The sequence below is a fragment of the Paenibacillus sp. J22P51 genome (assembly GCF_059692215.1).
The window spans coordinates 102,100-116,701 of sequence record NZ_JCAUAZ010000010.1; the positions used below are offsets into that span (position 1 = coordinate 102,100).

A 14,602-nucleotide genomic window follows, 5' to 3' on the forward strand; every position below is an offset into this window, starting at 1 on the left:
AGCTTTAATTGGAGGAACGACCACGAAATGACAAGTGATTCATTGAAGAAAATTGTGTTTGGTAAGCCGCTAAAGTCGAGTGAGATTGAGTCGGAGAAAATGCCTGTCTGGAAAGCGCTCCCCATCCTGTCTTCTGATGCCTTATCTTCTGTATCGTATGGGACGGAGCAAATTCTGTTAGAACTCGCAACAGTGGGGATTGCTGCATTTGCATTCTCCTTGCCGATTGCGATTTCGATCATCGCATTGATTTTATTGCTCGTGTTGAGCTATAGGCAAGTGATTGAGGCCTACCCTATGGGTGGCGGCGCTTATATGGTTACCAAAGAAAATTTAGGAATGGTATGGGGACGACTAACAGGTGTCTCACTGCTGATCGATTATACCTTGACCGTGGCCGTTTCGATCTCGGCAGGTGTGCAGGCGATTACTTCGGCTTTTCCTTCTGCAGTACCGTATATTGTTCCGCTTACCATCTTTCTGGTTTGGATTATGGTCTGGATTAATTTGCGAGGCACTTCCGAATCAGGCACAGTTTTTGCGATTCCGACGTACTTTTTCATCCTTTGTATTCTATTGTTAGTGGGTAAAGGTATCTTCGATTTAATGACGGGCTCACTCAATACGCATGCCATTGATTTCACACCAAGCGCAGCGACGAACTCATTAACCTTATTCGTACTTCTTAAGGCATTCTCGTCTGGTTGTTCAGCTGTAACGGGAATCGAAGCGATTTCCGATGCCGTTCCGCATTTCCGAACGCCATCAGTCAAAAATGCCAAACGTACGCTCCTCTCCTTAGGCGGCCTGTTGGCGATCGTCTTCGGCGGTGTAACGCTGATCGCCTTAGGGTATGGGATTGCCCCAGATCATAATGGGCACACTTCGGTTCTGTCGATGGTGACGGAGCAAGCTTTTGGCCGTGGCGTTATGTACTATGCGACCCAAATCGCTACAATGCTAATTCTAGTGCTGGCGGCCAATACGAGCTTTAATGGCTTCCCCATCTTGGCGTCGATCATGGCCCAAGACAAGAACTTCCCGCGCATGTTCTCATTCCGTGGGGATCGACTTTCGTATCATTATGGCATCATCACGCTTGGCGTGCTGGCAAGTTTTCTACTGGTTGGCTTTAAGGGTAAGACCGATGCACTTATTCCGCTTTATGCGATCGGCGTATTTTTATCTTTTACACTAGCTCAGGCGGGTTTGGTGCGTAAATGGTTAAAGGAGCGCGTATCCGGCTGGATCGGCAAATTAATCATTAACGGCCTTGGCGGCATCGTCTCCTTTGCAGTTCTTATCATTTTCTCTGTGACTAAATTTAGCGAGGGTGCTTGGATCGTCATTATCGTGACACCGATTCTACTCTGGTTAATTACGAAGATCAGTCACCATTACGATGACGTAGCCAACCAGCTGCGCATTGATATCACACAAGACCGCGTTTGTACCAAAGAACCCGTCATTATCGTACCCGTGGCTGGGATTCACCGTGCTGTAGAGCAATCGCTGAACTATGCGAAGTCACTCTCGCCTAACGTTATCGCCTTCTATGTCTCCTTCTCGGATGAAGATGAGGAATCGATGCAGGAGAAGTGGCAGATCTGGGATCCAGGTGTTCGACTGGTTGTGTTCAAATCACGGTATAGAACGATCCTGAAGCCGCTAGCTGAATTCATTGACCGAATCGACACGCACGTATCAGAGAAGCAGTCTATCATGGTTATTCTCCCTCAATTCATGCCGAAAAAATGGTGGCACCGTCTGCTCCATAATCAGTCCGCTGCGCGTATCCGCTCGAAGCTTCAAGCCGATAAGGATATCGTTGTTGCGACAGTGCCGTATCATTTACACCAATAGACGTGTACGTGTACAATAATAGGGAGAACATGTAGACGAGGTGACCTTATTATGGTGAAAAAGAAAGCTAAAATGACGCCAGCTGCGGCTAGCGTGCAAGATAAACCAGCAACCCTGAAGGATCTGCTGCGTCCGGAAATTTTGGAAGGACTCAAAGCCCAGGCTGACGCGATGAAAGCGGAAGAGCAAGCAAAGAAGGACGCAGAGAGGGCCAGGGTAGAGGCGGCTCGCAAGGCGGAAGAGAAGCGCCTTGAAAATGATTTTGCTTATCAGCTGGAGAAAAGTAAATTGGATTGGCGGAAACACAAATGAGGGGGCGCACGATGTGCCTCCTTTTATTTTTAAGTGCGATGATAGCGCTTGCAGGGTGTGTGGGATCGGCTGCCTTAACAACGCCACTGCCTGATTCTGCTCAAGTAGTTATGGCAACACCAACACCGACACCGACACCGACGCCAACCGGCTCGGCGTCTACAGCCTCATCAGACTTGGTAGATCCCACGTCCGTCCCGGCATTTGCATCGCTGGAAAAGAATCTGATCGACCGCTACGCAGCAAGCATTCCAACCAAATGGGGGGAGAATGTCCCTGGTGTGCAAACGCATTTGGTAACGGAGGAACGAGTCATAGCCTTGACCTTCGATGCTTGCGGGGGAACAGAAGGCAGCGGTTACGATGAGAAACTGATCGACTATTTGATCAAGGAAAATATCCCGGCGACGCTATTTATCAATGCGAGATGGATCGCCGCCCAACCGGGTATTTTTGCAGCGTTGGCGGCAAATCCGTTGTTTGAGATCGAAAATCACGGAACTGAGCACAGGCCCTTATCCGTGAGCGGCAAGCCGGCCTATGGCATCGCAGGAACGAAGAACGTCATGGATGTCATTCATGAAGTGAAGGACAATGCGGATCAGATTGAGAAGCTGACGGGGAGACGGCCCTTATTTTTCCGTTCGGGTACTGCCTTTTACGATGATGTTGCAGCGTCTGTCGTTCATGATCTAGGCTTGAAAATTGCAGGGTACAACGTGCTCGGCGATGCAGGCGCAACCTACAACACAGAGCAGGTGTACAGAGCACTAATCAAGGCGCAAAGCGGCGCTATCGTACTCGCCCATATGAACCATCCAGAGAAAGATACAGCCGAGGGATTTATCAAAGCGATACCAGAGCTGCGAAAAGCAGGTTTTCGATTTGTGCAGCTCGCTTCTATAGATACTAAAGGACTCTAATAGAGTTCCGGTGGAAAGATGCCCTACAAATATGCCTTTTTCTTTGAAATAGCCAAGAAAGCTGCGTTACTAGCAGCAGGAGATCATCCTAAAATATTTAATAATGATAATATGGGTATTTAGAATTACACAACACGCTTAAGGACGGTGTAGTAACGTTGATTAGTAAAAACAATCAGATTCAGAGCTATCTCGATCGCATCGGTTTTAATGGTTCACTTGATGGCAGCGCAAAGACGCTTGGCGATCTGCAAGAACGACATCTGTACACGGTTCCATATGAGAATTTGGATATTCTGGAGAGTAAAGCTTTATCGTTGGATCCGCAGGATCTATATCATAAGATTGTATTACGCCAGCGCGGCGGGTACTGCTTTGAGTTAAATGCCTTATTCGGCTGGCTGTTGCGGGAACTTGGTTACACGGTTACTGATTTGGTTGCCCGATTTTGGCGCGACGGCACTGATCTTCCACCAAAAAGGCGCCATCACGTCCTGAAGGTAGAAGCCGAAGGCGTCAACTATCTGTGCGATGTTGGTGTAGGCGGGATAGTACCCCGCAGACCGATTTCCTTGATCGAAGGTCTTGTACAGCAACAAGGAGAAGAGTTCTACCGCCTCGAAAATGATCCCTATTATGGCTGGGCGCTTTGCGAACAGAAGGACAGCGGATGGAATCGCATTTACTCCTTTACAGAGGAACCACAGCTGCCGAAAGACTATATATTTGCAAGTTTCTGGTGTGAACATGCTCCGGATTCCATTTTCAACAAAACCCCGATTGTTGCGATTCGCACGCCGGAGGGACGGCATACACTCGCTGACCGCGAGTTCCGCATTTTCAGCGCTGAGGGTGTAAGGACCTACACTCCACAGACAAATGAGGCGTATAAAGAAGCTTTGTTAACCTATTTTGGTCTTAATCTTTCACATTAGTAATGTTAAACGCTAACTGAATAAGCACCTATTAAAAGGCTACCGTGTCAATCAATGAACGGTAGCTTTTCTCCATTTGCAGCCTAGTGAAGGATGGGGCGGAAATGCGTAATAAATAGTTTACAAGAAAGCGTTTTCATGGTACTATCGTCCTAATTTGTTATATTCTTATCTATGGGGTTGTTGCCAGCATGAATAGACTGAAATTGGAAAATCCAATGAATTTGGCGTTTACTTTTGTGTTAGTTTCTAGCGTTTTATTTGGTCTTTATGTTTTATTGCCTACGACATCGCCGAAGTCCTTGGAGCAGACAACAATGCCAGAACAAGTAATAAGCGAAGAACAACTTGTGCCTTCTTATGAGCAGTTAGCAGAACAAGTAGCAGAACAAGAAGTAAAACAAGAAGTAAAACAAGAAGTAAAACAAGTAGTACAACAATTAGAAATTGAAACGCAACAACCCCAACAGTATCAAGTAAATGCGCTATCTTTTAATCAAGCAGATTATAGTAAACAAAAGGTTCATTACACAGATAAAGTCATTGTACTGACCTATCATCACATTGATGAAAAAGAAAACGGGATTACAATCTCCCCAAAAAGATTTAAAAGTCACATGCAAAGATTGAAGAAAGAAGGATACAATGTAATCAGCATGGAACATTTTATTCATTTCATGAAGAGTGAGGCTCAAGTTCCTCAAAATGCGGTTTTAATCACTTTTGATGATGGATATGAATCATTTTATACCCATGCGTATCCTGAATTACTTAGCTTAGGTTTCCATGCTACAAAATTTATCGTAGTCGAATCCATTGATCATCCTAAGGCACCGCGACTAACATGGGATCAGATGAGAGAAATGAAACAGAATGGGATGAGTTTTTATTCTCATACATACGATCATCATGACAAAGTCAAGGCGAGTTCAAGCAATACACTAATGCCAATGCTTACAAATCCCATTTATTTGGAAAATGAAAAAAGAATGGAAACCGACACTGAGTATCGAAATAGAATTAAACACGATCTGATAACGGCTGAAAGCCGTATTGAGGAAGAGTTAGGACCTCAGTATCGTCTACTTGCGTTTCCTTTTGGTGCCTATAATGAAACTGTAATTGGAGTAGGAAAGGAATTGGGAATTGAACTTTTCTTTACGACCAAAGAGGGAATAAATAGCAAAGGAAGTAATGAGATCTTTAGAGTCCATGCAGGCACAGCGTATATGTCAGAAGATGATTTGATGTGGAAAATGAAGTTATATGATAAAAAGTAAAGTGAAACATAGCTAGGAGCCGCATTGAAGCGGCTTCTTTTTTGTTCACGCAGCAGGAGCCCTATCTTCTTTTCATCTCAAAAAACTCACAAGCGGCCCTATCATAATAGGTTAAATCGCTGACGCGCGTTTGCACGACGACTGTCGTATCACTGAAGCGTAGAACAACCGCATTGGAATCGACGATATGGTCATCTTTAAAAATGCGAACAACACCCTGTCGATCAATGACCTCCTGAAAATCTGAATCTGAATGTAAACGTTGATTCCTTGCCATGCTAGATTCTCCCCTTACTTCGTTAAAATAGCTTTTAATATTGTACCACAAGGTGGCGAAATGCCCGAATTTAGACGAACGCCTACGCCTAGCCGAGCATACAATGTAGCACCAATTGCTGCTTGGGCTGAGAGGGTGTGTGGTGCAGGATGGATATTCAACTTTTACCGATTCATTGGGTCTATTTAGTGTTCATAGGTTTTATTCTTACGCTTCTAGTTAAACGCAGAGATACGACGATGATTTGTGTGGTGGGTATTTTTACACTAGGGTTGCTAGCAACGGAAACGTTGAGCGGCTCTGTATCCGGAGTGTTTAACAGCTTTATTTATGCTACCAAAGAGTTGATGGGAACGATTATGATCATCTCGATTATCGTAGCCATGAGCCGTGTCTTAATTCGCACGGGGATCAATGAAACGATGGTGGCGCCGCTGACTAAGTTTCTGAGAACGCCAGCACTGGCTTTCTGGGGTATCGGCATCATTATGATGGTGACGTCCTGGTTTTTTTGGCCTTCACCTGGGGTTGCGCTGATTGGCGCTGTGCTCTTGCCAGTGGCTGTTCGTGTTGGATTGCCGGCACTCGGTGCCGCTATGGCGATGAACCTCTTCGGACACGGGATTGCGCTATCCGGGGATTACATTATTCAAGGGGCGCCCAAATTGACAGCGGATGCAGCAGGATTGCCGGTTTCCTCTGTCATGGAAGCGAGCATTCCGCTCGTCATTGTGATGGGACTTGTTACGACGATAACAGCTTTCTGGCTGATGCGGCGCGATATGAAAAATGGCAAATGGCGCAGCGGGCTCATCGATAGCCGATTAGAGGAAAGTGGCGGTCTTGTTACCGCCTCGGAAGAGGGCAAAGTGCTGATCGGCGAGCGATTAAAGAGAAGTTTAGCGATTGCGATTCCCGTATTATTTGCTTTAGATGTCATTGCTATGTTTATTTTGAACCTGCAAGGTGGCGATGCAACCGCTCTCGTTGGCGGTACAGCGGTGTTTATCCTAATCGCAGTCACATTGATCGCTCATCGTAATGCTGGCGTGGAGAAAATCACCTCCTATTTAATCGAGGGATTTGTGTTTGGCTTCAAAGTCTTCGGACCCGTCATCCCGATTGCGGCGTTCTTCTATTTAGGAGACTCTGCCATCACGGAGCTATTTGGTAAAATATTGCCAGAAGGTTCACACGGCATCGTGAACGATCTAGGCGTGGCACTCGCAGGTGTCGTACCGCTGAATGGGGCAATTGGTGCCGTGACGTTAACCGTCGTCGGCGCCATTACCGGCCTCGACGGCTCCGGATTCTCGGGTATTTCTTTGGCGGGCTCCATCGCGCAGCTGTTCGCGACCGCCATCGGCTCTGGCGCAGCGGTGCTGACCGCGCTCGGGCAAGTTGCCGCCATCTGGGTTGGCGGCGGGACCTTGATCCCGTGGGCGCTCATTCCGGCTGCGGCCATCTGCGGTGTGAGTCCGTTCGAGCTGGCGCGACGGAATCTGAAGCCCGTGCTTATCGGCTTAGCTGTGACAACGATAGTGGCGATGTTTTTGGTGTAGGTTGCGGGTTGGGAAGGAAAGGCACGGCTGGAGCACCTCCATGGTGGAGGTGCTCTTTGGTGTGGGCCCTCCCGCGAAACCTCGAAATTCAGCGATAACCCAACACATACGACGCATCCCACTCTAATTTCACGCAAAACGACCAGTCAACGCGGCTATATGGAGTTGCCTATTGTCCATCATTCGCAGTAAGCTTGCATATAGATGATTTAGATGATGGATGACCAAAGGGAGCTGAGACAGATGGAAGCCAAATTTTGCATGAGCTGTGGAGCTGCCATGGAGACGCGTGATGTGGACGGAACGGAGAGAAGAGCTTGCACAGCGTGTAGCTTTGTCCATTGGGGGAACTACAGTATCGGTGTCGGCGCATTGGTGATGAAGGATGAGAAGATTTTGCTTGTGCGCAGAGCGCAAGAACCCGGGAAAGGAAGATGGACGAACCCAGGTGGATATATTGAGCAGCATGAACTGATTCAAGATACCATCGTGCGAGAAGTCTTGGAAGAATGCGGAGTCGAGGCGTCTGTCTCGCGGTTGGTAGCGGTGCGTGATCAACCGAGAAACATACATAATGTATACATCGCTTTCGAAATGTCTTACATCGACGGAACCCCTCAGCCGGATGGCGTGGAGGTAGATGCGGCAGGTTTTTATAGCTTGGAAGAAATGGCTTCTATGCCAGTGGCCGATTTCACCAAGTGGCTCATTGATGTTGCCTTGCACTCCAAAGGGGATGGCCTCGTCGAGGACAAAGAACCTGTCATTACGATGGCTGGATACGGATTGTACCGTGTGCCGAGGGTCAACAACGTATGATCCAACTTCGCGGACATCATCTGCTCTGTTTATTAGGTTACCGAGGGATGGGCTATTCCCCAGCGTTTTGTGAGAATATGACGACAGTATATGAGCAGCTGCGAACAGAGCCTGAGACGATGATTCGCGTCGTGCTCGGACCTGATGATTTGTGCGCTGCGTTTCCGCAGGATCAAGTTGCGCATTGCGAGAACCGAACGGTGTATCAGCGCGATGCGGAGATTGTTGCCAAGCTTGGCTTGGAGGTAGGTATGGAGCGGACCTGGTCCACCATTTGCGGGCAAATTGCCCTTGAAGTGAAGCCGGTAGACATCAACCACCTCTGTGCGACATGCCGTTGGGAACCATATGGCGTATGCGCGGATGGTGTACGAATAATCGGAGAAGGTGGCGTCCTGCCGCCTGTTCCCAAAAAGTAAAAGGACCTGCGCCTAGGCGCAAGTCCTCTTTTTTATACAAAAATACTCACATCAGCACCCATTTCCAGCTTCTCAGATGGGGATGTAAGAATATTAGCGACCATCCGCATTTCGTCGATGGGTTGCAGATAGGATCTCAACTGACGGCTGTCCTTCTGGTCGGGCTGCAGCCACTTCTCCATTTGTTCCTCGTCGAGAATGGCGGGCATACTGGCTTGGTAAGGAGAGACGACGGAATTCGATTCCGTCATAAGCATCATGCACGTACGCAGCTCCTCTTCACCAGATGGTGCCTGCCAAATGTCGTACAGCCCAGCTATGCCGAACGTGCCGCTCCGCATTTTGAATCGAATCCACTCGGTCTCCTTGCCCTGTGTTATCCCCACATAGAAGCTGCTGCATGGGATCACACAACGTTGCTTTTTGACAATGCGCTCGAACACAATGTTGGAGAAGATGGAGTTGCGCTCGCCGCATACCGCATCCTTCGCCCAGAAGGGCATCAATCCCCAGCGGAACTCATCCAACAGGCGCTCACCCTTGCGATTGATCATCACAGCAGACACAGATTCAGTAGGGCGCACCTCATAGCGATTGGAACTATAGGATAAGAGCCGATCGACGCGAAATTGCTTCATGACTTCTTGAACATCAGCCAGAATGGCTATGGAATGACACATCATTATCACCTCATTTGATTTTGGTTACCACATAAGTAAGCTCTAAGTTTTCGGCTTCCGAAAACCGCTTGCTTATTGGCGATAAAACCTACCTCTAGACGCGGTCGCTCATCTTCGAATGGCCTCGATAGTGGTTCTTCTCATTATTTTCCTAATGCAACCAATTCATGTATGAGGTTTAACACTTTTTTCCACGGAAGCTTCCAAATCAAAAAACCAGGAGCACTTCGCTCCTGGTTCTAATCTCATTCAGCTACAGGCAATTGAATGTCTGCGGCATGCACGTGTATGCGGTTCTTGCCATTGCGTTTGGCGGTGTACAAGCATTCATCGACAAGCTGAAACCACGCCTTTTTCATCGTATTACGATTATAGGTCGCGAGCCCAATGCTCATCGTCAGCTTCTGGTCCGGCATTTCAGGAATGACGGTATCGCGTATCGTTTCCATAATCTTTTCACAAATGGTCAGTACTTCCTGATGGGATCTCCCTACGAACAACACGGCAAATTCCTCGCCGCCATAGCGAAAAGACATATCATCCGGGCCAAGCACGTCTTTGAGAAGGGTACCGATGGTTTTGAGAACAACATCTCCGACCCAATGTCCATAATTATCATTAATGAGCTTGAAATTATCGATGTCCATCAGCGCAAGCTCCAGAGGTGTATCAACAGGCATATGCGAAATAAGGTGGTCTGTATGCTCTTGAAAGGAACGATGATTAAATAGCTCAGTAAGCGCATCGACTTTGGAAAGACGGTCAATCATGACATTGCGAATCAGCAGATCTTGCTCGCGTACGACCGAATTCTTAAGCTGGGCAAGCAGGTCGAGCCCTCGGCCCATGATGGCAAAACAAAGCATTGACGTTGCAGTTAATATGGTGATGGAAGCAATAATTTCGTAAGGGTTCGTTGTTTGCCCTCTAGCCATCTGGGTAAGAAGTAGGATGAGTAAACAAGCGATACCTAGACTGTAGGCGAAAACAACATATTTTTTCTGAAAATAGATCGAAGCCAACAAAATAGGCATACTGATTAGTTCATAACTACGCGTCATTTCAGGAATATAAAGGATGAATATACTAACCATGGTCATGGTCCATATGATCATGATAAACTCACTATAGTACTTTAGGTAGTACATCGCTAAATAGCCTGTGCCCATGAGAAGAAGCTGTAATGTGGTGGGAATAAGTTGAATGTGTATAAAGCTATTAAACCAATTCGTAGGCTGCTCCTGTACTCTAATGAATAGCGCAATCGTAGCAGCTACTTCATAAATGATGAGGATCCACCATAACATTAGAATGAGTTTTCGATTCCAAGTAGGATCATTTGCGGGAAATTGTTCCATCAGAAGGTGGCCACTTTCCTTTCGGGGCAGTAGGTTCGAACCGTTTTGTGCCTTACCTTGATATTGTAAAGAATAACCCCCTGTTTAGGCAAGCTATTAATGTAGTTATCGTTTCGTTTTGAAAATATATATACGTCGATATTCCGATTGACCCTTTCACGAAGATTGCTGTGTCTCCTTTCGGGCGATCCATGAAGAGCTTCTTCTACTCGGGTGAAATTGTACACGGACTCGGTGAGGGAAATGTGTTGATTATCACGAGCCTGGAAGAGCGAAGCGGCGATGCCTTCTCGGATATACTATCTAGCGGAGATCGCGTATATGGCGGCTCCTCGGAAGTGTTCAAAGGCAGTGAATTTGAACCTGATGCACCAGAGGTGAAAATCGGTACGATTGCGTACCGCAAAAAGGTACATTCCGTATCGGTGTGAAAGTGCAGCAAACAGGCGAGCAAGGCAATGTATGTGTGCGTTGGTGGGCGTATAGCGCTGAGATGGCGAGTGCGGTGCAAGGTAGTGGCGGAAGCGGTGTCCGCACTGCGGGAAGCGGCTTCGGCGGGTAGTGACGCGGAGTAGATAGATAAGACCGTTCTGAACAAGTTAACTTGTTCGGGACGGTCTTATTTGTTGTGAAGGAGATTTGTTGTGAAGGAGATTTGTTGTGAAGGAGTAAGTAGCTATCAGCTCCATTGGATAAATCCAGTGTATGGCGCTTAAAAGCACAAAAATTAGTCATTTGATTGGACAAATCCACTCAAACTAGGTAAGTAAGGCCGTTTTGAGGTGATTCCAGTGGATATATCCAATGTAGAAGAACATTCTGGCTCACAGGGTGAGAAAACAGTGTATTTATCCAATGGAGCTAGGGGGTGGTGTTAGTTATTCAATCTAGGCGAGAAACGAGACGGTATAGGTATGCGCATAAGGAGAATAAAAAAGAGGCCTAAGAAGGCCTCTCCTTGAGTCAATTACTATTTGTTCAACAACCGGTAAATCACAACTGCTGCTTGCGCTCTTGAAGCATGTTCGGAAGGTGCGAATTGTCCCCCGCTCGTTCCACTCAATAGGCCTAGGGCAGAAGCAATTCGGACATAGGATCTAGCCCAAGCACTGATCGTTCCTTCGTCCGCATATTTGACTTCTTGCGTGGTAACGATGTCTTCAAGTTTTTTACCTGTTGCATGTAAATAGGCATTAACCATGGTAATGGCCATCTGTTCTCTTGTGATCGGAGCATCCGGAGAAAAGGTATGCTCGTTCAAGCCGCTAATAATACCTGCCGAATAAGCAGCATAAACGGAACTATGATACCAAGCACTGTTTGGCACATCATTGAACATTGAAGCTTTGCCATCATCTTGTAATTTTAACGCTTTGGCAATGATGGTCACGAACTGTGCCCTTGTCATTGTTCCATCAGGTTGAAAGGTGTCATTATCGATCCCATCAATAATGTCTCTGCCTGCTAAGTCTTCAATTTCTTTTTGGGCCCAATGGTTTTGAATATCCTTAAGGTTCGTATTCGTTTGTTTTTCAAGAACGGCGTATTTGGAGAAATGCGCAAGTGAAGCCGTAATCGTACCATCGGAATTGACGGTGCCGCCGATAGGGGTCCAGTCACTTAATTGTTCATCGAATAGAAATACGCTTAGATTGTGAGCATCCTGAACTTTGCTCTTATTGAAAGGAAAGGTAACCAGTAAAGGTGTAGAAAATTCACTGATTTTAACACCGTTCTCTGTTAAAGAGAAATTATAAATAGATGACGCCGCTGTGAAATTAGGCATATCTGATGCAGTTTCATTGGACACCGTGAGTACAACTTTACTGTCTGAAAGCTTTGTCGGTAATGCATTAGGCGGGATTTTTACGGAAATATCATTGGTATTAATAATAATCGGTCTGTTGAGTTTACCAGCTGAACGAATGATATCACTATCGACCTCGACAGATAACACATTTATGTTTTCCTTCGTTTTTGCATCTAGGATTAGCTCGTTAGCATCCTTATTTAATGAAATAATGAGATCTAAATGATCAGGTTTGAAAGCATAGGCCATTTTCCCATCGGCATTTCGGGATGGAGGCTGTTGACTACTGCCGCCACCGCCACCGCCACCACCACCACCGCCGCCGCCAACAGGGGATTTAGGAGGTGTGATTACATATTGATAGTAGGCATCTTCGCTAAATACGATATTGTGGAGAGTAGCTACGGTTAGAAGAGAATCTTGGGTAATTTTTAGCTGCCCGCCGTTAATATTGATCGTTCCTTCTTGCGTCTTTTTATCCTTCGTCTGAATCCGATAATAAATTAAGCCTTCGGAATAAGAGGATGAGATTGTGACTGTTTGTTCACCGACATATGTTCCCGATTGCAAGCTTACTCTAGGAGCAGTAGGAAGGATGTGAAATGTAAATATGTTCGAACGATGGTAGTAAAATCCTCCGGAGGGAGCAGGCTCCCCCCAAGTACCAAAAACATAAATATGATGTACAGGTTCGTTATTACTTATTGTAGCTGATAACTGCTTGATACCGTTCTGAAGATGCGCATTAATCTCACTTCCATATGCGTAGCTTGCATCTTGTTCTCTATCTATGGAAGTTTCGTAGTAGTTCTTTGCCTCAAGGGCAACTGAATAGGTAGCATTAACGACCGAATTATGAACATCTAACAGGGCAAAGTCATAGCTAACTGACCTATCTGTGGGATAATTCACAGAAACCGGCTTCATTTGAAGCCGTGGTATTTTGAAGGCACGAACCCCATCAATTAAGCCATCTCCGTAGGCCATTGTTTTAGATACATGGTCATTAGGATAATGGGTGAAATTCTCATAATGATTTGCGTTTACAGCACGGAGTACTAGTGGTTGTGTAGATGTACGAAGAATAGTTCGAATGTCCTCTTCATCTAAGTCTTTATTTGATGCTTTCAATAAAGCGGAAAGCCCAGTAACAAATGGCGTCGCCTGAGAAGTACCAGACATATAGGTATAGCCGCCATTTAAAGCTGTACTATAAATAAAAACGCCAGGCGCTACTACATCTAATTTCCCAACATTGGAAAAATCAGCAACAGCGTAACTTAGATTTGGAAGCTGTTCAACTGCACCAACGCTAATAACTTCATCATAGGCAGCAGGGTAAGACGTTAAATAAGCATAACGTTCAGTGTCTATGGAAGGCTGGGAATCCAATTGCCCCTGTTCATTATTAATCCAGTGGTTACTGTCGTTACCTGCAGCCGCAACAATCACAATATGCTTAGCATAGGCTTCTTTAATGATTTCATGCAATGCTCTACTGTCTCCACTAATACCAAGACTCATATTAATGAGATCAACATTTTTATCGATGGCGTATCGAATCGCTTGAATTAATAGATCAGAACTTCCCTCGCCTTTATTATTTAGGACTTTAAGGGGCATGACCTTCACGCCAGGTGCTACCCCAATGCTAGTGCCCACGGCGGATTGAGCAGAAATAATCCCCGAAACATGAGTACCATGTCCATTATCGTCTTGTGCATTATTATCTTGATTAATAAAGTCATAACCCTGAACAACAGAGCCTTGTAGGTCTGGGTGTAACATATCCACGCCTGTATCCATGACGGCAACAGTTACTTTTTTATTTTCAGAAACGGATGAGTAGGTCCCCATATCGTCAAGGTGTGCCGCGAGCTTCCCCCAATGCTGCATGTAAGACTCATCACCTATATAGACGGTGTCAGTAACAGAGGCTGCGAGCGGTGTTACATCCGAAGTAATCAAATGAACTTTATAAACCGGTTCGACATAGTCGATATTTGGGTCTCTTTGAAGCTCAGCGATTTTATCCGAGACGGATTGTTCATTACCGAAGTTGAGCGTTGTCCATGATGAAGTTGATTGAGAGGACAACGCACGCATACCGTTATTATCAGGCTGTTGCTTGTACTTCACAATGACCTTTCCTGGAACGATATCGTTCTCATTAAAGGAAGGGGTAGTGGTTGTGGAGGCTAGTTCGTTCGTTTCTTGAGCAAAGCCTAGTGATCCAAGAAAAAGATTGAAGACGGTTAAGAGAGTAACGAATAGAACAATAAACTTTCTTTTATGCAGAACCATGACTTCCCCCTAGTAAATGTAATATGAATATGATGATTTAGAGATCCAATTCCATATATT

General features: G+C 46.0%; 14 protein-coding genes. 10 read left to right on the forward strand and 4 right to left on the reverse strand.

Features of this window, described 5'->3' with window-relative positions; translation table 11 throughout:
• The first annotated feature begins 27 nt into the window (after window positions 1-27).
• The 5 genes from AC58QC_RS20705 to AC58QC_RS20725 all read left to right on the forward strand — a co-directional run bounded on the left by AC58QC_RS20705 (window position 28) and on the right by AC58QC_RS20725 (window position 5,313).
• Window positions 28-1,863, forward strand: a complete 1,836-nt coding sequence (locus AC58QC_RS20705) for an APC family permease (protein WP_497416969.1) — start codon at window positions 28-30, stop codon at window positions 1,861-1,863.
• A gap of 51 nt (window positions 1,864-1,914) precedes the next feature.
• Window positions 1,915-2,175 (forward strand): YqkE family protein, encoded by a 261-nt coding sequence (locus AC58QC_RS20710; RefSeq protein WP_497253117.1) that lies wholly within the window; start codon window positions 1,915-1,917, stop codon window positions 2,173-2,175.
• Between the two features lie 11 nt (window positions 2,176-2,186).
• Window positions 2,187-3,098, forward strand: a complete 912-nt coding sequence (locus AC58QC_RS20715) for a polysaccharide deacetylase family protein (RefSeq protein WP_497416970.1) — start codon at window positions 2,187-2,189, stop codon at window positions 3,096-3,098.
• A gap of 161 nt (window positions 3,099-3,259) precedes the next feature.
• On the forward strand, window positions 3,260-4,033 hold the full coding sequence (locus AC58QC_RS20720) for an arylamine N-acetyltransferase family protein (RefSeq protein ID WP_497417072.1): 774 nt from the start codon (window positions 3,260-3,262) through the stop codon (window positions 4,031-4,033).
• Window positions 4,034-4,224: 191 nt separating this feature from the next.
• A complete protein-coding gene (locus tag AC58QC_RS20725) occupies window positions 4,225-5,313 on the forward strand; it encodes a polysaccharide deacetylase family protein (protein ID WP_497416971.1) in 1,089 nt (362 codons plus the stop codon).
• 61 nt (window positions 5,314-5,374) lie between these two features.
• On the opposite strand, the gene AC58QC_RS20730 is transcribed toward AC58QC_RS20725, so the two are convergent.
• Complete coding sequence (locus AC58QC_RS20730) at window positions 5,375-5,590, reverse strand: hypothetical protein (protein WP_497243757.1); 216 nt, start codon at window positions 5,588-5,590, stop codon at window positions 5,375-5,377.
• Between the two features lie 149 nt (window positions 5,591-5,739).
• Between AC58QC_RS20730 and AC58QC_RS20735 the strand changes: the two genes are divergently transcribed.
• From AC58QC_RS20735 to AC58QC_RS20745, 3 genes are all read left to right on the forward strand, one after another.
• Window positions 5,740-7,152: a hypothetical protein gene (locus tag AC58QC_RS20735; RefSeq protein ID WP_497416972.1), complete on the forward strand. Its 1,413-nt coding sequence runs from the start codon at window positions 5,740-5,742 to the stop codon at window positions 7,150-7,152.
• Between the two features lie 243 nt (window positions 7,153-7,395).
• The gene (locus AC58QC_RS20740) at window positions 7,396-7,971 is read left to right on the forward strand and encodes an NUDIX domain-containing protein (RefSeq protein ID WP_497416973.1); all 576 of its coding nucleotides are present in this window, start codon (window positions 7,396-7,398) and stop codon (window positions 7,969-7,971) included.
• Window positions 7,968-8,390, forward strand: a complete 423-nt coding sequence (locus AC58QC_RS20745) for a DUF1284 domain-containing protein (RefSeq protein WP_497416974.1) — start codon at window positions 7,968-7,970, stop codon at window positions 8,388-8,390. The genes AC58QC_RS20740 and AC58QC_RS20745 overlap by 4 nt, the downstream gene beginning before the upstream one ends.
• 32 nt (window positions 8,391-8,422) lie before the next feature.
• Here the strand turns inward: AC58QC_RS20745 and AC58QC_RS20750 are convergent, their stop codons facing one another.
• Together AC58QC_RS20750 and AC58QC_RS20755 are read right to left on the reverse strand one after the other, a co-directional pair.
• Window positions 8,423-9,070 carry an SOS response-associated peptidase gene (locus AC58QC_RS20750; RefSeq protein WP_497416975.1) on the reverse strand — a complete coding sequence of 216 codons (648 nt, stop codon included), beginning with the start codon at window positions 9,068-9,070 and terminating at the stop codon, window positions 8,423-8,425.
• Between the two features lie 245 nt (window positions 9,071-9,315).
• Window positions 9,316-10,428, reverse strand: a complete 1,113-nt coding sequence (locus AC58QC_RS20755; RefSeq protein WP_497416976.1) for a GGDEF domain-containing protein — start codon at window positions 10,426-10,428, stop codon at window positions 9,316-9,318.
• A 248-nt stretch (window positions 10,429-10,676) separates the two neighbouring features.
• On the opposite strand from AC58QC_RS20755, the gene AC58QC_RS20760 reads away from it, so the two are divergent.
• A complete protein-coding gene (locus AC58QC_RS20760; protein WP_497416977.1) occupies window positions 10,677-10,859 on the forward strand; it encodes a hypothetical protein in 183 nt (60 codons plus the stop codon).
• A 2-nt stretch (window positions 10,860-10,861) separates the two neighbouring features.
• On the forward strand, window positions 10,862-10,990 hold the full coding sequence (locus AC58QC_RS20765) for a hypothetical protein (RefSeq protein WP_497416978.1): 129 nt from the start codon (window positions 10,862-10,864) through the stop codon (window positions 10,988-10,990).
• A 408-nt stretch (window positions 10,991-11,398) separates the two neighbouring features.
• On the opposite strand, the gene AC58QC_RS20770 is transcribed toward AC58QC_RS20765, so the two are convergent.
• The gene (locus AC58QC_RS20770; RefSeq protein WP_497416979.1) at window positions 11,399-14,542 is read right to left on the reverse strand and encodes a S8 family serine peptidase; all 3,144 of its coding nucleotides are present in this window, start codon (window positions 14,540-14,542) and stop codon (window positions 11,399-11,401) included.
• Between the last annotated feature and the right edge of the window lie 60 nt (window positions 14,543-14,602).